Genomic DNA, 18,663 nt, shown 5'->3' with positions numbered 1-18,663 from the left:
GCTGCCCCGTCTCGACAGCGACGTCGCAACTTGTTCGACGTAGCGGGAGCATGAACGCAATCCGCGAGTCACTCTCCCCCCTTGTGGGGGAGATGTCCGGCAGGACAGAGGGGGGTGCAACCAATACGAACGCCATGGACGCAATGACCATTCCAGCCGCCCCCACGATCACGCTTACGGGAATATCCAAATCCTTCCCCGGCGTGAAAGCCCTCAGCGGCGTATCGCTCGCGCTCTATCCCGGCGAAGTCACCGCGCTCGTCGGCGAGAACGGCGCCGGCAAATCGACCCTGGTCAAGGTCCTGACCGGCATCTACCAGCCCGAGGAAGGCGAGATCACGCTTTCGGGCCAACCCACGACATTCCATTCCGCGCACGCCGCACTGAAAGCAGGCATCACCGCCATCCATCAGGAAACGGTGCTGTTCGACGAGCTTTCGGTGGCGGAAAACATCTTCATCGGCCACCAGCCGCGCGGCCGCTTCGGCTTGATTGACTGGAACGCCATGTATGACGGCGCCCGCGACCTGCTCGAAAAGGCCGGTGCGAAAATCGATCCCAGAACCCGGCTGCGCGATCTCGCCATCGCCTCGCGCCACATGGTGGCGATTGCCCGCGCGCTCTCGGTTGATGCGCAGGTCGTCATCATGGATGAGCCGACCGCCGCGCTCTCGCACAAGGAGATCGCCGAACTCTACGAATTGGTCGATCGCCTCCGGGCGCAGGGCAAGGCGATCCTCTTCATTAGCCACAAGTTCGATGAGATCTTCCGCATCGCCGATCGCTACACCGTGTTCCGCGACGGCCAGATGGTCGGCGAGGGCCTGATCCGCGAGACCAATGAAGACGACCTAGTGCGCCTGATGGTCGGGCGTGATATCGGGCTGGTCTTCCCCAAGAAACATGTCGAGATCGGCCCGCCGGTGCTGACCGTGACTGGTTATTCTCATCCGACCGAATTCGACTCCATCGGCTTCGAGCTTCGCCGCGGCGAGATCCTCGGCTTCTACGGCCTTGTTGGCGCCGGCCGGTCGGAATTCATGCAGGCGCTGTTCGGCATCACCAAGCCCTCGAAGGGCGCGATCAGGATCGACGGCGAGGTCGCGGTCATCCGCTCTCCCAGCGAAGCAGTCGCCAAGGGCATCGTCTATGTGCCCGAAGAGCGTGGCCGCCAGGGCGCCGTCATCGGCCTGCCGATCTTCCAGAACGTCACGTTGCCTTCGATCCATCGCACCTCGCGAAATGGTTTCCTCCAGCTCGCCGAGGAATTCCGGTTGGCGCGCGAATATACGTCGCGCCTCGACCTCCGCGCCGCCTCGCTCGACCAGGATGTCGGCACGCTCTCAGGCGGCAACCAGCAGAAGGTCGTCATCGCCAAGTGGCTCGCCACCAGGCCCAAAGTCATCATCCTCGATGAGCCGACCAAGGGCATCGACATCGGCTCCAAGGCCGCCGTCCACGAATTCATGGGCGAACTTGCAGCACAGGGCCTCTCGGTCATCATGGTATCCTCGGAAATCCCCGAAATCCTCGGCATGGCCGATCGCGTCATCGTCATGCGCGAAGGCCGCATCGTCGGCGAATTCCCGCGCGATGGCCTCACCGCCGAAAAACTCGTGCGCGCCGCCGCCGGCATCGGAGAAGCAGCATGAATGCCCTGCTCAAATATCGCGAATTGCAGCTGCTCGCGGCAATCGTCGCGCTGGTTTTGCTGATTTCGCTGCGGGTGCCGCAATTCCTGTCGCTGCCGAGCCTCGGCAATGTCTATCACGACACCTCGATCCTGATCATCCTGGCGCTCGGCCAGATGGGCGTCATCCTCACCAAGTGCATCGACCTGTCGATGGCCGCGAACCTCGCGCTGTGCGGCATGGTCTCCGCCATGCTCAACATCGCCTTTCCCGGCGTACCCGTGCCGCTGTTGATCCTCGCGGCGGTCGCGCTTGGCGCAACGCTCGGCTCGATCAACGGCCTGCTGGTCTGGAAGCTCGCCATGCCGCCGATCGTCGTCACGCTCGGCACGATGACCATCTTCCGTGGCTCGATCTTCCTGCTGACCGACGGCAAATGGGTCAACGCCCACCAGATGTCGGCCAGCTTCAAGGCGTTCCCGCGCGATATCGTCCTCGGCATGCCGGTGTTGAGCTGGCTGTCGATTGCCGCGATAGCAATCATGTTCGTGGTGATCGGCCGAACGGCACTCGGCCGCTCGTTCTTCGCGGTCGGCGGCAATGCCAATGCCGCCGTCTATGCCGGTATCAATCCCGGCCGTGCCCGCTTCAGGGCCTTCATGATCTCGGGCGCGCTTTCAGGTCTTGCCGGCTATCTCTGGGTCTCGCGCTACGCGGTGGCCTATGTCGATATCGCGCTCGGCTTTGAGCTCGATGTCGTGGCCGCCTGCGTCATCGGCGGCGTCTCCATCGCCGGCGGCATCGGCTCGGTGCCCGGCGCGGTGCTCGGCGCGCTCTTCCTCGGCGTCATCAAGAACGCGCTGCCGGTCATCAACGTGTCGCCCTTCTGGCAGCTCGCCATATCGGGCACCGTCATCATCATCGCGGTGGCATTCAACGCCCGCGCCGAGCGCAAGAAGGGTCGCGTCATCCTCAGACGCGCGGAGGCTGCGGCATGAGCATCGCAAATCCGACGCCCCGCCAGATTCCGGATCGCCTCAAGGGCCTGCCCGAACGTGCACTGAAGAGCTGGGAAACCCTGCTCGTCGTGGTGATGGTGGTGATTTTCACGATCAATTCCTTCGCTTCGCCCTATTTCCTCGATCCGTGGAACCTGTCGGACGCCACATTCAACTTCACCGAAAAGGCGCTCGTCGCGCTTGCACTCGCACTGGTGATCATCGCGGGCGAGATCGATCTCTCTGTTGCCTCGATCATCGCGATTTCGTCGACCATGATGGGCATGGCAGCGAGTCATGGCGCGGGCGCACCCGAACTGGTGCTGGTCGGCATGGGCACCGGCCTCGTCTGCGGCGCCATCAATGGCTGGCTGGTCACTGGCTTGGGCCTGCCTTCGATCGTCGTGACCATCGGCACGATGAGCCTGTTCCGAGGCCTCGCCTACATCATCCTCGGCGACAAGGCCTATACGCAGTATCCCGACGGCTTCTCCTATTTCGGCCAGGGCTATGTCTGGTGGGTATTCTCGTTCGAACTGGCGCTCTTCGCAGTCATGGCGGTGCTGTTCTACATCCTGCTCCATCGCACTAGTTTCGGCCGAGTGACCTATGCGATCGGCAACAACCCTATCGCCGCGCTCTTCTCGGGCGTGAAAGTGGCGCGGGTGAAATTCATCCTCTTTCTGCTCACCGGCCTGATGAGCGGTATCGCCGCCGTCTGCCTCACTTCCCGCCTCGGCTCGACGCGGCCATCGATCGCCACCGGCCTGGAACTCGAGGCCGTGACCATGGTCGTGCTCGCCGGCATCAACATCAATGGCGGCTCCGGCACCATCCCCGGCATCGTGCTGGCCGCCATCATCATGGGGCTGGTGACGTTCGGCTTCGGCCTGCTCAACGTGCCCGGCATCGTCATGTCGATCTTCATCGGCCTGCTTCTCATCCTGGTCATTGCGGTCCCGGTGATTGCCGGTAGGATCGGCCAGCGCCGCAAGGCGCAAGCGCATTGATGACGCCGGGAGGGGCCATGCCGGAAATACGCAATGTTGCCGTGATCGATATCGGCAAGACCAATGGCAAGGTCGCGCTGTTCGATCTTGCAGAGGGCCGCGAAAGCCACGTGCGGTCGATCGAGAACCGGGTGATCCGTACCGGCCCCTATCCGCATTACGATATCGAGGGCCTGTGGACCTTCATCCTCACCGCGCTCGGCGAGATCAACAGCCAAACGAAGATCGATGCAATCGCCATAACCGCGCATGGCGCCTCGATCACGCTGGTGGATGCCGATGGCGATCTGGCGCTCCCTGTTCTCGATTACGAATTCGATGGCCCGGAATCGCTGCGCGCAGAATACCAGGCCGTCCGTCCGCCATTCTCCGAAACCGGCTCACCGATGCTTTCAGCCGGGCTGAATGTCGGCGCGCAGCTGTTCTGGCAAGCACGAACTTTTCCGGCCGAATTCGCCCGCGCCACCTCGATCATCCCCTACCCGCAATACTGGTCGATGCGGCTGACCGGCGTGCGCGCCACCGAGCCAACGTCGATCGGCGCCCATACCGATCTCTGGAATCCTTTCCGCCGTGAATATTCGTCGCTCGTCGATGTGATGGACTGGCGCAGGCTTATGCCGTCGATCGGCAGTGTTTTCGATGTGCTCGGACCTCTCAAACCTGAACTGGCGGAAGAGACCGGACTATCCCCCACGACGCCGGTCTTCAGCGGCATCCATGATTCCAATGCCTCACTGCTCACCCATCTCAAGGCCGACCATCCGCCCTTCTCGGTCGTCTCGACCGGCACCTGGGTGATTTGCTTCTCCGTTGGCGGCAAACAGGTGACACTTGCCGAAGAGCGCGACACGCTGGTCAATGTCAACGCCTTCGGCGACCCCGTGCCTTCGGCGCGCTTCATGGGCGGCCGCGCGTTCTCGATGCTCAAGGCGGACGGAAGTGCGGAGATCACGGCTGCGGATCGCGACGCCGTGCTCGACCAGGGCGTCATGCTCCTTCCGGCCTTCCCGGATGATTCCGGCCCTTATACCGGCCGCAAGTCGAGTTGGAAGGGCGACCCGCAGTCACTGTCGGCAGGCGCCTATCTATATGCCGTGTCGCTCTATATCGGCATGATGACCGCAGTCTCGCTGGAACTGATCGGCGCCGACGGGCCCGTCATCGTCGAAGGCCCGCTCGCTCGCAACACGACCTATCTCGAAGCGCTCAATGTGATGACCGGTCGCGACATCATGACCGGCGGCTCGGGCATTACAGGCACCGCTGCAGGCACCGCCCTGCTGGCGCTTGGCCGCAACGCCAAGATCCAGTCCGGCAGCCGCACAGCCTCGCTGTCACCCGACCCGAGATTGGCAGCCTACGTCTCGGAATGGCGCACCTTGGCTGATAGCTGACGTCAAAATCTCGAATTCAACGGGATTAACAGTGTCCTGCGACGCATGGTTAAGCGTCGATTAACCGTCCCCGGCTACTCTCGCAGCATCTAATATTGCGCATGTCCTTGCGCGCCTTCTACGATTGCGAGTGACCGACCCATGGCAAGAAGCATTCCGGCCGATTATGACAGCCGATCTGTTCGCTTCACTGTGACTTCATTTCTCTGGCGGCAGGCCAAGGCGATCGGGGGCATATCGCTGCTGACCGTGCTGGGTCTGGCGGTGGCAGCGCTATCGACATGGAATGTGCTCGATCCGAGTTACTCCAACGCCACCTCACGCGAACCGACCAACATACTCGGTTCGGCCGGCTCATATTTCACCGACTTGATGATGCAGTTCTTCGGTCTCGGCGCAGTGCTGGCACTGCTGCCGGTCTTCGCCTGGGCGTTGATGATGGTGCTCAATGTCCAGGTCCACCGTGTCGGCCCGCGCGCAGCCGCATGGTTCGGCGGATCGGTGCTGGCATCCGCCGCGCTCTCCTGCTTCAAGCCGCCGGTCACCTGGCCGATCCCCAATGGCCTCGGCGGCGTATTCGGCGATCTCATTCTGAAGTTCCCGGCACTCTTCATCGGCTCCTATCCCGAAGGCATCGCCGCGATGGTCATAGGCACGGTTTGCGCCACGCCGGCAATCGGCCTGCTCGCCTTCTCTGCCAACCTGGTCGTGACATCCGAGCCCGAGCGCATCGAGAGAGCAAATGCGCCCTCGATGCCGGTCAAGATCGTCAAGCCGCAGACGCAGCAGGCGGTCGCGCAGGATGACGACGAGGATGAAGAACGCGAATCACCCTTCGCCTATATCCGGGGCTTTGCAGCTCACGCGCTTTATTCCGCCCAGGCCCGTTTTCGCCGCATGACGGGAATGCCGGCCCGGAAGCTCGTGAAGCGCAGCTTCGACGAGCCCTACGATCTGAACAACGAAGAATTCGGCCTGATGCACGAGGACGATCGCGGCGCCGCAGTTGCGCTCGCCAATCGCGGCCGTATCGAACCCTCGATGTTCGGCGAAACGCGGAATTCCGCCTCGTCGGCGCGTCGTATTGTCTCCGCACCCCGGATGGGTGACGAGGATGACGAACCGCCCTTCGATCTGGACCGACCGACAGGCATCCTTGCCGATGACGACCAAGACGATGGCGCGGACTGGGGCATGACCCCGGAAATCCGCTCGCCCCGCAAGGTGCCGATGCCGGCCCGTGCCGCTGCTCCGCAGCTGGCGCAGCAGGCCACCCGCGCGCAGCCGGGCGTACAGCATCGCGCCAACCAGAAGAACGATGGCTTCGACCTGCCGCCGATCGAACTTCTCACCGAACCCAAGGCCGTCGCCCGCGATGCGTCGCTGTCCAACGAAGCGCTGCAGCAGAACGCCCGCATCCTCGAAGGCGTGCTGGAGGATTTCGGCGTCAAGGGCAATATCATCCATGTCCGCCCCGGCCCGGTCGTCACGCTCTATGAACTCGAGCCCGCCCCCGGCATCAAGTCGTCCCGCGTCATCGGCCTCGCCGACGATATCGCCCGCTCGATGAGCGCCATCGCTGCCCGCGTCGCCGTCGTTCCCGGCCGCAACGCCATCGGCATCGAACTGCCCAACAAGATCCGCGAAATGGTGTTCTTCCGCGAGATGATCGGCTCGCGCGATTTCGACCAGTCCAAGTGCAAGCTAGCCGTCGCGCTCGGCAAGACCATCGGCGGCGAACCCGTCGTCGTCGACCTCGCCAAGATGCCGCATCTGTTGGTCGCCGGCACCACCGGCTCGGGCAAATCCGTCGCCATCAACACGATGATCCTGTCGCTCGTCTACCGGATGACGCCGGAGCAGTGCCGCCTGATCATGATCGACCCTAAGATGCTCGAACTCTCGGTCTACGACGGCATCCCGCATCTGCTGTCGCCCGTCGTCACCGATCCCAAGAAGGCCGTCGTGGCGCTCAAATGGACCGTCCGCGAGATGGAAGATCGCTACAAGAAGATGTCGAAGATCGGCGTCCGCAACATCGACGGCTTCAATGAGCGCGTCCAGAAGGCGGTGGAAAAGGGCGAGCAGATCACCCGCACCGTGCAGACCGGTTTCGACCGTCACACCGGCGAGGCGATCTACGAGACCGAGGAATTCGATCTCGCGCCGATCCCCTATATCGTCGTCATCATCGACGAAATGGCCGACCTGATGATGACCGCCGGCAAGGATATCGAAGGTGCGGTCCAGCGCTTGGCCCAGATGGCCCGTGCCGCCGGCATCCATGTGATCATGGCGACGCAGCGTCCGTCCGTTGACGTCATCACCGGCACGATCAAGGCGAACTTCCCGACCCGTATATCCTTCCAGGTAACCTCGAAGATCGACAGCCGCACCATTCTCGGCGAACAGGGTGCGGAACAGCTGCTCGGCATGGGCGACATGCTCTATATGGCAGGCGGCGGACGCATCCAGCGCGTCCATGGCCCCTTCGTCTCGGACCTTGAAGTTGAGGAAGTCGTGGCTTTCCTCAAGAGCCAGGGCTCGCCGCAATATCTCGACGCGATCACTGCCGATGATGACGAGGATAGCGAAGGCGGCGGCTATGACGGCACATCCGGAAGCATCGGCAATCTGGCCGATTCCGATGATCCCTATGATCAGGCGGTCGCCGTGGTGTTGAAGGACGGCAAGGCATCGACCTCTTATATCCAGCGCCGCCTCGGCATCGGCTACAATCGCGCCGCCTCGATTATCGAGCGCATGGAGAAGGAAGGGCTCGTCGGCCCTGCCAACCATGCCGGAAAGCGCGAGATCCTGGTGCCGACCGAAGAGGACGTCCTCGCCCGGTGAACTCCAGGCAAGGGTTCCGCGTTACTGGTTTTGCACCCGCCTGCGACGAAACGCGCGCCTTGAAGGTGCCGTACTTTCTCTCCAGATAGGAGCGGAAAAGGAGACTGGAATGGATAGATTCGAGATGAAGGCCATGATGGCAAAGGTCGGCCTGACACGACGCAATTTCGTCAGCGGCACTATGGCCTTCACGCTTCTCGCGATGCTTCCCCTCTCGGTCGCCCAGGCCGCCAACAACGAAATCGCCCAGAAGATCGCCGATCACTTCTCCTCGGTCAAAACCATGCAGGGAGAGTTCGTGCAGTTCGGCCCGCGCGGCGAACAGACGGCCGGCAAGTTCTTCCTCGAACGCCCCGGCAAGGTCCGCTTCAATTACGAAAAGCCGTCTCCCATGCGGGTTATCGCCGATGGCAAATCGGTGGTGATCGGCAACAGCAAGCTCAAGACATGGGATATCTATCCGCTGTCCAAGACGCCGCTCGCGCTTCTCCTCGACGAGCGGATTGACCTCAAGGGCAAGATGGTCCGCGACGTCAAGGAAGAAGCGGACCTGATCACCATCAAGCTCGGCGACAGGTCTATCTTCGCCGATTCGACGATTACCATGATGTTCGACCCGAAGAGCTACGACCTGCGCCAGTGGACGATCACCGACAATCAGGGCAAGGACACGTCGGTGATGATCTTCAACACCCAGACGGGCGTCACCTTCGACAAGGCGGTCTTCCGCATTCCCTATGACGAAGTACACAACATGGGCGGCAACGGCCGCTGATTGCCGCATTCCATTCCCAGTAAAAACGCACTAGTGTCCGGCGCGATTCACGTGCCCGGAGACTGCCTGCATGCCGCTGACGATTGCCACCTGGAACATCAATTCGGTACGACTCCGCATGCCGATCGTCGAGAGGTTCCTGGATGAGAAGCAGCCCGATATTCTCTGCCTGCAGGAAACCAAGTGCGAGAACGGCCAGTTTCCGATCGCGCCGTTCAATGATCGCGGTTATCTGCACCAGGCGATCCACGGCCAGAAGGGCTACCATGGCGTGGCCATCGTCTCCCGCCTGCCGCTCGAGGAACACGACCGCCGCGACCATGGCAGTGTCGGCCATGCCCGGCATGTCTCGGTCAAATTCCGCACGGGGACCAGGACGATCCGGCTGCATAATTTCTACGTGCCCGCCGGCGGCGACGAGCCCGATCCCAAGATCAATCCGAAGTTCGCCCACAAGCTCGATTATATCGAGGAGATGAAGGGGCTTCATTCCGAAGCGGAGGCAGGCGTCTCGTCGATCCTCGTCGGCGACCTCAATATCGCCCCGCTCGAGCACGATGTCTGGTCGCACAAGCAGTTGCTCAAGATCGTCAGCCACACGCCGGTCGAGACCGACGGAATGAAAGAAGTCATTGCACGCGGCAACTGGCTGGACCTGATGCGGCACTACACGCCCGAACCGGCGAAGCTCTACACATGGTGGAGTTACCGCTCCACCGATTGGGTGGCCGCGAACAAGGGCCGCAGGCTGGACCACATCTGGTCTTCGCCCGATCTCGGGCCACAACTCCAGGAAATCGAGATATTAAGAGAAGCGCGAGGCTGGGAGAAACCATCGGACCATGTTCCGGTGATCGCCCGCTTCGAACTGTGACATGAGGGATTCCGAATGCTGACTGGCCGCGTAGATAACTTCGCGAACTCCCACCTGACCGGCTGGGCCTACAATAAGGAAGCCCCCGGCGAACATGTGATTGTCCGTGTCAATTTCGGCACCCAGATCGTGGCGACCGGTGTCGCGAACATTCTGCGGCCAGACCTGCCGAAATCGGGCATCGGCGCCGGCGACCATGCCTTCAGGATCGAACTGCCCTCGAACATCACATCGGTCAACGGGCTGATGGTCATCGCGCAATCACAGAAGCATGGCGAGATCGCGCTTCCCATCGCGACCAATGACGAGCGTACGCTGGACGCGCTCTTCAACTCATTCACCAAGCGTTACGACAGCGCGCTCATCCTTCTCAAGCAGGACATGGATGACGTCAAGACGCGAATGGAAGACCATGGCTCTCCCGGCAGTCATGTCGAGACGCCCGACCTGCCCGATGATCTGGCGCAGCGCCTGATCAGGCTTGAAAACCGCATGGAATCGGCCGAGGTCTTCTTCGTCAGGATCGACGAGATGATGCGCCAGCTTGTCGTTGAAAAGAAGAAGCGCAGGAAGCGCTTTCTCGGCATTTTCTGATGCGGATCGCTTTCGTCCATCAATATTTCCCGGGCCAGTTCGCGAGGCTGGCAAAGCATTTCCTGGACGAAGCCAAGCATGATGTCATCGCATTCCATCGCGGGCTTCGTGACGGACGGTCGAGCGACCCGGTCGATGGCGTCCGGCTGATCGAATACGGCGAGGAGATTCCGCCGGAGCGCAACGAGAAACGCGCACTTGCCGGCACCGAGCGATTCATCCGCGAGGCCGTGAGCCTCGCGCGCAAGGCCGATACGCTCAGGCAGGAAGGCTGGGTGCCGGATGTGGTCTATTCGCATACGGGTTGGGGAAGCGCCGCCTATCTGCACGATGCCTTTCCCGAGGCGAAATTCATCAAATACTGCGAGTGGTTCTTCAACAACACACCCGAAAGCACCCAATTTCTCAACCCAGCCCCACGGCCCATCGGCATCCGAATCGGAACCAGCCTGATGAACCTGCCGATCCTCGGCGATCTGGCGGCCGGCGACCTGCTGATCGCTCCGACGGAATTCCAGAAGTCGCAGTTTCCCGCCTCCATTCGCCCGTCGATCGAAGTGGCGCCCGATGGCGTGAACATGGAATTCTTCTCGCCCGAGCCGGCGGCAACTTTCTCGCTCCCGGATGGACGGAAATTGGCCCGCAACGACCGCGTCGTGACCTATGTTGCACGGGGGGCCGATCCTTTCCGCGGCTTCAAACCCTTCATGGACGCGCTTGCGTTGCTTCAAGCGCGCGACCCCCTGGTGGAGGCACTGATCCTCGGCGATCGGACAGTCTATTACGGTGCCGGACACGGCACCGAAGATCACTTCCACGAGGTCATGAAATCGGTCGCGATCGATCCCTCGCGCACGCATTTCCTCGGCAAGCTCGATTATGCCGCCTACCGCGACGTGCTGCGCATTTCCTCGGCGCACGTCTATCTGACTGTGCCGTTCGTGCTCTCATGGTCGATGCTGGAATCCATGGCGACCGGCTGCGCGGTGATCGGCTCCGATACCGCGCCGGTGCGGGAATTCATCCGTGATCGGGAAAACGGCTTGCTCGCGAACTTCTTCGATCCGCAAAACATCGCTGCCCGTATCGAAGAAGCGCTGAACGGCGGACCTGAAATCGAAGCGATGCGCTCGAATGCCCGCCGCACGATCGAAGAGCGCTGGGCAGCGGAACTCGCCCTGGCGAGGCACAGCGAACTGCTCGCTCGCGTGCTGGCTCAGCCGAAGTAGAACTTGCCATAAGCGGCGAGAAGATCGCTTCGCAGTGGGATCGGCCGATTCAGGGAAATCTCGGTCAGCGACCGATCATCGATGACTTTTGCCATTGCCTCGGCAAGCGCGGCCGCGTCCGAGCGTTCCGCGATTATGCCTGCGCCGTAGCGTTCGAGTATCTCGGGCGCGCCGCCATGCGGATAAGCGATCACCTGGCGGCCGGCATGAAGCGCCTCATAGACCACCAGCGGCGCATTCTCCCACCAGACCGACGGGAACACCATGCAATCAACGTGCGTCAGGAGCGACACAAGTTCGTCCGACTGGTAACCGCCAAGGAACGTGATCTTCCGGCCCAGCGTCATTTTCGCCGCTTCCATCCGATCGGCGAGAACCTTATCCTCGAAGAGCTGGGCGCCATGGACATGGATGCTGAACTCCGCCTTGCCGCTTTCGATCAGCAGGTCAGCGGCGTCCAGCAGGTCGGCCAGGCCCTTCACGGCCGAGATATTGCCGAAATATCCGAACACCGGACCGTCGCTCGATCGCGTCACCGGCGGATCGGCGATGGCGGGGTCGCTGCCGAGATAACCGTTTTCGACGACGCTGACTTCCATCGGCACGCCAAGATACCGGTCGAGCTTGCCCTTCAGGAACTGGGATGGCGAGACGAGATTGTCGCAGAGCGAAAGCGCGTTGCGGATATCCAGCGCCCGCATGGCGAAATCGTTGGCGTTGCGGTTGGGAAAACATTTCAAACACTGGTCCATCGTCGGGCCGGGACAGCGCTGCTTTTTGTCGTGCTTGTAGAGCTGCCCGTTATTGGCGCAGATCAGATAGAAATCATGGATGCTGAGGATGATTTTCGCCGCGGGCAACACGTTCCGCAGCACATGCAACCCCTCAAGCCCGAAGTTCAGCACGTGATGGATATGGACCACATCCGGCCGGAGGAACTTCAGATATTCAGCGAACTCCCGGAGGAAGCCATGATGCTCCTGCTGCTCCAGCTTGAAGCGGATGAAGTTGTTGGCGAACAGCGCCGACTCGCGTTGGTCCGGCGTCAGCGCAATCATCATCGTGCCCTGGTTGGGCGTGATCTGTGTGCCATCGAGCGCGCCGAGATACCAGCTCTCGAGTCCCTGCTCGAGCGCCTCGCGATGCAGCGCCAATGCAGTCAGTTCGGTGCCGCCGGGATGAAACCGCGGATGGCTGTGCGCGATCTGCAATATGCCTTTGCTAGATGGCATCGCCGACCTCGTCGAACCGTGCCATCAGTGCCTCGATCGTGTCGTTCCAGCGGTCGGTATGCAGCGCCCGGTTATAGATCGTCGAGCCGAGATCCCGTTCGACAGTGCTATCCTGCATAGACTGTCGCTCGAAATGAAAGAGCGCCACATCAGGCATGTAGAGACATGTGCCGCCCATTGCCCTCAGCTTGAGGCAAAGGTCGCTATCCTCGTAATCGCCCACGACATAGTCTGATGTGAACCCGCCGGCAGCGAGATAGTCGGCCTTTCGCAGGATCATCAAGGCTCCTGTTACCGCCGGCACCTCACGTTCCCTGTCCGCTGGTGGCAGCGCGCGCCCATAACCCTTGAAATAGTGCATGTTCTGCCAGTGACTGGTCTCGAGCCGGAAGAAATACATTCCGGCATGCTGCAGGCTCTCGTCGGCATAGATCAGTTTCGGACCGATCACGGAACGGGCCGGAAGCGTTGCCAGCCTGTCCACCAGCGGCTCCGCCCAGCCGCTGTCCTCGGGAATGACGTCCGAGTTCATCAGTACGATCGTCTCGCCATCCGCGGCATCGACGCCGAAATTGTTAGCGAGCGCATAGCCGCCGTTCCGTCCCAGCACGACCAGCTTGATATCCAGCCGATGAACATGGACCGATCCGCTCAGGATGTTCCTGACCCGCAGCGCGATCAGCGGATCATCGATGACATAGACGATCTCGCACGAGGCGCGGACAAAAGGATCGACGTCGAAGGCGATGAGCTGCGACCGGATGAAGCCGATTTCCCTGTAAAGCGGAATAACGACAGAGACTTTTCGCGAGGATTTTGGCCCGTATTCAAACGTCTCGCGAACGAATTGCCGGCTGTTGAGTGCGTCCTGCAACGGCGCCAGCGCGGGCCGGTAGATATTCCGCAGCACATCGAGATCGAAGGCATGGCCGGCGATGGCGTTGAGGATCGTCTTGCGCTGGCTGAGAAGATCTTGGGCCAATCGCGGAGCATCGACGAAATGATTTTCGCCATTGGCGAGGCCAATTCGAAAGCGTATCGAGGATGGCGCACACTGCTCTTCGCGGCGCGGCAGAAAAGCTGCATAGCAGGTCACATGGACGCGCGCATCCTTGGCGCCGGTCTGTCCGGAATGCAGCATCCATCGATCGGAAACGGTTGCATCGACAAGGCTGTGATCGATCGCCGTCATCGTCTCGACGAGGCCGTCCGGATCATGGAACCAGCCCGCGACGAAAAGCCCGTGCGGCATGGAGGCGAAAGCCGAAAGGTCAAATCGAAAGCCGAGCGCCGGCTCCGAGATCGATGCCGAACCGGCCTTCCGGCGCGCCAGGACGTCGAGTTCCACTGCGGCGTCACCGTCAGCGGAGTGGAGCAGGCTGACGCGATCGGGAGAAGCCGAAGCGTGCAGCTTGCGGAATGCCCCGATATCTTCGTGGCGCTCGACGACGAGGCTCAGAAGAGCGAAGCCCCGCGCTGTAACGACCAGTGAAGGACCTGCGACGGGTGGCGTGGAGAAGTCGATCGCCGCCAGCCGCTGACCATCGTTGTCGCGCGCCAGAAAACCCACGACCGACCGCACCCTGCCAATGCCGATCGTCTCGCCCTGCGATACGATGATGTCACCCTCCGCAATGCGCGCTCGGGACGGCAGGGTGACTATCGCTGTTTTGATGCCGGACACGGCATCGACATGCGCGTGCCCGCCGGCAAGGCCGGGCGTCGCAAAGAAGAGCGCGGTCAACGCCTTGAACCGTTCGTCGTCCAGCAGCCGGAACATCGGCGCCACGGTGCCGAAGACCGCAGCGATCAATGACGCCTGATCCCTGGCCGAAAGGCCCACGGCAGCGGCGAACTCTTCCAGATCCGAGGCCTGCCGCCAGCTGCCAGCTAGCGCCGCGACATTGAAACCAGGCGCCATCTGGAACGCCGTGACGGATGTATTGCCCGCGCGGAGATCGAGCTGTTTGGCGTGCCGGAAAGCCCCATCGGAGCCCTGCCCCCAAAGCAGCAGCACGCGTACACCGATCAGCCAGAACACCCCGGCAGCCGGGCTCAGCGTATTGTCACTGCTCACGGAATGCCCTGTAGAAGCTCTTCCTGATCGGCTCTGCCAGATAGGCGAGCGCCGTCCTGTCGCCCGTCACGATATAGACCTCGGCCGACATGCCCGGATAGAGGAACAGATTTGGCTGACTTTTGAGTTCCGCCGGATCGATCTTGGCGCGGAACGCGAAGGTCACCTCGCCCGTCTGTTCATTCACAATGCTGTCAGGCGCGATATATGTCACATGGCCGATGAGCGGTCGGAGTTCGGCCGCGCCGAAGGAGCTCAGTCTGATTTCCGTCTGCTGGCCAAGGCGGATCTGGTCGATGTCTATGGCCCGCGCACGGCCCTCGATCACCATCGGCTGGTTGGCAGGCACGATGTCGAGCACAGCCTGACCGGCGATGACGGCGGAGCCCGGCGTACGGATCTTGATATTCGCAACAGTGCCATCGAGGGGCGCCCGGATCGCGGCTTTGGCGACCACATCCTCGGCCGCGATGATCTGTTGCCGGACGCTGGAGATCTCGGCCTGGGCCTGCTGCAAGTTCTCGGAAACGTCGCGGAGATACTCGTTTCGCCGGTTGGTGAGCGACAGCTCGAGCTGGGTTTTCCGCTGGCTGTTTTCCGCGAGCGTAGCGTCCGTTTCGGCAATCCGGGTCTCGAGTTCGACAAGTTGAAGTTTCTTGTCGTTCAGCATGGCGTTGGTGATCAGCTTCCTCTTTTGAAGATCAACATACGTCTCATGATCTCGGCGCACCACAGCGGCTTGCTCGATATTGGACTTCTTGCGCGCCTCGATCGCGACCCGCTGGCTTGCCAGCTGTGCGATACCAGACTCGTCGGCAGCGATCTGGTCACGGTAGAGGCTTGTACGCTCGGTGAACAGGCGCTTCTCGGTTGCGAGCACGCCATCCGCAACCGACGCATCCACCCCCTCGGGCGTCTTTGCGTCGAAGTCATAGGTCTTTTTCCCATCACGTTCCGCGACCAGACGGGCCTGTCTCGCCTGGGCAGCAAAATAGAGATGGCGAAGCTGCGTGAGCGACGACTGGCTGCGGGTGACGTCGAGCGTGGCCAGCAGCGCGCCGGCCTGCACCTTGTCGCCGTCCTGGACCAGGAGCTCCTTCAGCGTTCCACCTTCGAGATGAGACACGGTCTTGGTATTGCTCTCGACAATAACCCGGCCGGACGCGACCGAAGCAGAAGCCATTTCAGTTGAGGCTGCCCAAGCCATGAAGCCGCCGATGCCGAGGACGAGGATCGACAAGCCGAGCAGGATGGGTCCGAGCAACGTCACCTGGTTGCTCTGCTCTTCCTTCAACACATCTTCCCATTCGCTGAGTGCCGCCTTGTCAGGGGCGGAATAGCGATACTCTGCGGGCGAAAGCGTAACCTGTTCGGCCATTTATTGCGCTCCGTTTCCGGTGACCGCGCGAATCCGCTTTTGCCGGTCTTGTGAGCGTGGCTCGATCATCTCGATGACTTCGGTACGCGGTCCGAATTGCTTGATCGCTCCATGTTCGAGGATCATCATCTTGTCCGCCACGGCCATCACCGACGGACGATGCGCGATCATGATGATGATCGCACCACGCGCGCGGGCCTGCCGGACCGCAGCGATAAGCGCCTGCTCGCCATTGTTGTCGAGATTGGAATTCGGCTCGTCCAGGATAATCAGCTTCGGGTCGCCATAGAGCGCGCGAGCCAGCGCGAGCCGTTGCATCTGGCCGCCGGAAAGCATGTGCATGCCTTCGGCGATCGGCGTGTCATAGCCGTGCGGAAGCCGTCCGATCAACTCATGGATGCCTGCCGCCTGCGCCGCACGGATGACATCGCGCGGATCGCTGTCCTGCATCCGCGCGATCGTCTGCCGGATCGTTCCGTCGATGATCGAGAGGTTCTGCGGAAGATAGCCGACCGCCTTGCCGAAGGAGCCGCGCTCCCACAGATAGGTCGAATGACCATCCAGAAACACACCGCCAACGGTGGGCTTGATGATCCCGGTCAGGCACCGCGCCAGCGTCGACTTACCGGCGCCGGACGGTCCCGCAATGCCCAGCACTTCGCCGGGGCTGAGGCTGAAGTTTATGCCACGTAAGACAGGAATGTTGCGGCCCTCGGGCAGGTAGACCAGGTTCTCGACGGAGAGGTCGCCATCCGCGACGGGCGCCGGCATGCTCTGCCGCGCCGATCCTTCCGTCTCTATCAGCTTCTTGATCCTGCCCCAGGCATGAAAGGCTTCGACCCAATGGCGCCAGCTTTCGATCATATGCCCGAACGGCGAAACGGCCTGGCTGGTCAGAACCATGCCGGCAAACAGCACGCTTGTCGTGACCGAATGATTGAGCACCAGAAAGGCACCGGTCGCAATGATGACCATTTGCAGGCTCTTCTGCAATGACTTGGATATTGCCAGCACCACGCGCGAACGTACGTCGGCGGTCTTGGAGAACTCCAGCATCTCTGCCTGAGAGCGGCGCCACGTGCGGGCGAGTGCCGGCAACATGCCCATGGCCTCGATCGCCTCCGCGTGGCGAAGCGAATTCGCCACCTCTTGAACGTGCCTGGACTGCGCTTCGTTCGCGGCCCGGATCGCTGGACGCGTCAGGACATCCGTCACGAAGTTGAGTATGATCATCACCAGGATGAAGCCGACCGCGACCGCGGCATAAACCGGGTGGATCAGGTAGAGCGCGGCAAGAAAGACGATCGACCAGAACGCGTCGAGAGGAACCGAAATCGAATGGCTGGAAATAAAAGCGCGAAGCTCGGCAATATCCTTGATGACCGAACCACCCTCATGCACGCCACCCTCGATCGAGCGTATGACGCCGGCCTGCAGCGCGGGCAGATTCAACCTTTGTGCGAATCCATGCGCCATGATCGTGTAGGTCCAGTTACGGACGAAATCGAGCAGGCCGTAGATCAGGATGCCCAACCCGCCGATGATCATCAGGCCATAGAGCGTGTCGTAACTCTGGGCCGGCAAGACACGATCATAGACCTGGATCATGAAGATTGCGCCGATGAGCATCGAGAAATTGAGGAAGAAGCTCACCGCCCCGGCATAAATGAAGCCGCGCAGGAACATCTTCCGCGCGGACTGGAGAAGCGCAACTGGTTCTGGCCGCATCACAACCCATTCTCATTGGCAATTTCATCATCTTATACAGTCAAAACATCCGGTTTGCCAGACGGAACCGCCGGTGCGTCACCACGCCCATAGCGCAACCGTGACAAGCCGGTTTCAGGCTTGGCAAAAATGCCGGCCCAATCGCCTGCGGAATGTGTGAACCCTTTCGCAAACCAAAGAATCGGTGTATTCCAGCACACAACCGGTGGCTTCGTTAACCAAACGTTCGTGACGAATATATGTTAAGGGATCCTTACCGTCCCAATGACAGATATTGTCATTTGCAAAAGATTGCGAGCTGTGCAAGAAAGCCGGTTAATACGCTAGACTCTTATGATTCGTAGAGTGGGAAAGGAAAAAACATGGCAACGCTAGGAACTGCGGGCTTTGACGTTCTGGAAGGCGACGAATTTAACGACGTTCTCCAGGGCCTTCAGGGCAACGACTTGCTTTTGGGCAATGGTGGCGACGATGCGCTTTCGGGCGGGAGCGGCAATGACTGGTTGTACGGCGGCGACGGCGACGATGTTCTCGGCGGCGGCGGCGGAAATGACATGCTGTCGGGCGGCGCTGGTGCAGATACCTTCACCTTCGCTTCCAAGTCCGGCAAGGACACGATCACCGATTTCGATGTGGACAACGATCTGCTCCAGATCGCCAGTTCGAAGACCATCAAGAATGTTGCTGATGTCATCAAGCACACCAAGCAGCTGAAGAACGGCGACCTCGAGATCAATCTCGGCGGCGGCAGCAAGATCGTCCTCAAGGATGTTGCCAAGGCTGATTTCAAGGCCAATGCCGAAGATCACATCGTGATTACTTAATCCCTATCAGGTTCATGGAAAAGGGCGCCACCGGCGCCCTTTTTTGTTGCCGTTTCTTGGAGC

The 18,663-nt window shown here is 61.1% G+C and carries 14 protein-coding genes; 10 read left to right on the top strand and 4 right to left on the bottom strand.

All coding sequences use genetic code 11. The features are described 5' to 3' along the window. Positions 1-143 precede the first annotated feature (143 nt). The 9 genes from ACSQ26_RS26540 to ACSQ26_RS26500 all read left to right on the top strand — a co-directional run bounded on the left by ACSQ26_RS26540 (position 144) and on the right by ACSQ26_RS26500 (position 11,361). Entirely contained in the window at positions 144-1,652 is a 1,509-nt protein-coding gene (locus tag ACSQ26_RS26540) for a sugar ABC transporter ATP-binding protein (RefSeq protein WP_436014272.1), read from the top strand. Then, entirely contained in the window at positions 1,649-2,629 is a 981-nt protein-coding gene (locus ACSQ26_RS26535) for an ABC transporter permease (protein WP_436014270.1), read from the top strand. The genes ACSQ26_RS26540 and ACSQ26_RS26535 overlap by 4 nt, the downstream gene beginning before the upstream one ends. Beyond that, positions 2,626-3,639: an ABC transporter permease gene (locus ACSQ26_RS26530; RefSeq protein WP_436014268.1), complete on the top strand. Its 1,014-nt coding sequence runs from the start codon at positions 2,626-2,628 to the stop codon at positions 3,637-3,639. The genes ACSQ26_RS26535 and ACSQ26_RS26530 overlap by 4 nt, the downstream gene beginning before the upstream one ends. 17 nt (positions 3,640-3,656) lie before the next feature. Then, the gene (locus tag ACSQ26_RS26525) at positions 3,657-5,036 is read left to right on the top strand and encodes an FGGY-family carbohydrate kinase (protein ID WP_436014266.1); all 1,380 of its coding nucleotides are present in this window, start codon (positions 3,657-3,659) and stop codon (positions 5,034-5,036) included. A gap of 141 nt (positions 5,037-5,177) precedes the next feature. Beyond that, positions 5,178-7,889 carry a DNA translocase FtsK 4TM domain-containing protein gene (locus tag ACSQ26_RS26520; RefSeq protein ID WP_436014264.1) on the top strand — a complete coding sequence of 904 codons (2,712 nt, stop codon included), beginning with the start codon at positions 5,178-5,180 and terminating at the stop codon, positions 7,887-7,889. A gap of 109 nt (positions 7,890-7,998) precedes the next feature. Next, positions 7,999-8,664 (top strand): outer membrane lipoprotein carrier protein LolA, encoded by a 666-nt coding sequence (locus ACSQ26_RS26515; protein ID WP_436014262.1) that lies wholly within the window; start codon positions 7,999-8,001, stop codon positions 8,662-8,664. A 70-nt stretch (positions 8,665-8,734) separates the two neighbouring features. Continuing rightward, positions 8,735-9,538, top strand: a complete 804-nt coding sequence (gene xth, locus ACSQ26_RS26510; protein ID WP_436014260.1) for an exodeoxyribonuclease III — start codon at positions 8,735-8,737, stop codon at positions 9,536-9,538. Positions 9,539-9,553: 15 nt separating this feature from the next. Then, positions 9,554-10,132 carry a hypothetical protein gene (locus ACSQ26_RS26505; RefSeq protein ID WP_436014258.1) on the top strand — a complete coding sequence of 193 codons (579 nt, stop codon included), beginning with the start codon at positions 9,554-9,556 and terminating at the stop codon, positions 10,130-10,132. After that, positions 10,132-11,361, top strand: a complete 1,230-nt coding sequence (locus ACSQ26_RS26500; RefSeq protein ID WP_436014256.1) for a glycosyltransferase — start codon at positions 10,132-10,134, stop codon at positions 11,359-11,361. Before ACSQ26_RS26505 ends, ACSQ26_RS26500 begins: the two co-directional genes overlap by 1 nt. Here the strand turns inward: ACSQ26_RS26500 and ACSQ26_RS26495 are convergent. From ACSQ26_RS26495 to ACSQ26_RS26480, 4 genes are read right to left on the bottom strand one after another with little or no spacing between them, the layout of a single operon-like run. Then, positions 11,349-12,593, bottom strand: a complete 1,245-nt coding sequence (locus tag ACSQ26_RS26495; protein WP_436014254.1) for a glycosyltransferase — start codon at positions 12,591-12,593, stop codon at positions 11,349-11,351. The genes ACSQ26_RS26500 and ACSQ26_RS26495 overlap by 13 nt on opposite strands. Next, on the bottom strand, positions 12,583-14,670 hold the full coding sequence (locus ACSQ26_RS26490) for a glycosyltransferase family 2 protein (RefSeq protein ID WP_436014252.1): 2,088 nt from the start codon (positions 14,668-14,670) through the stop codon (positions 12,583-12,585). The genes ACSQ26_RS26495 and ACSQ26_RS26490 overlap by 11 nt, the downstream gene beginning before the upstream one ends. After that, a complete protein-coding gene (locus ACSQ26_RS26485; RefSeq protein ID WP_436014250.1) occupies positions 14,660-16,048 on the bottom strand; it encodes an HlyD family type I secretion periplasmic adaptor subunit in 1,389 nt (462 codons plus the stop codon). The genes ACSQ26_RS26490 and ACSQ26_RS26485 overlap by 11 nt, the downstream gene beginning before the upstream one ends. Then, a complete protein-coding gene (locus ACSQ26_RS26480; RefSeq protein WP_436014248.1) occupies positions 16,049-17,776 on the bottom strand; it encodes a type I secretion system permease/ATPase in 1,728 nt (575 codons plus the stop codon). Between the two features lie 362 nt (positions 17,777-18,138). Here ACSQ26_RS26480 and ACSQ26_RS26475 point away from each other — a divergent pair, with 362 nt between their 5' ends. Continuing rightward, entirely contained in the window at positions 18,139-18,600 is a 462-nt protein-coding gene (locus ACSQ26_RS26475; protein WP_436014246.1) for a hypothetical protein, read from the top strand. The last annotated feature ends 63 nt before the right edge of the window (positions 18,601-18,663 follow it).

The sequence above is a fragment of the Rhizobium sp. LjRoot254 genome (assembly GCF_964254105.1).
Classification (GTDB): domain Bacteria; phylum Pseudomonadota; class Alphaproteobacteria; order Rhizobiales; family Rhizobiaceae; genus Rhizobium_E.
This window is presented reverse-complemented; position numbering and strand designations above follow the sequence as displayed.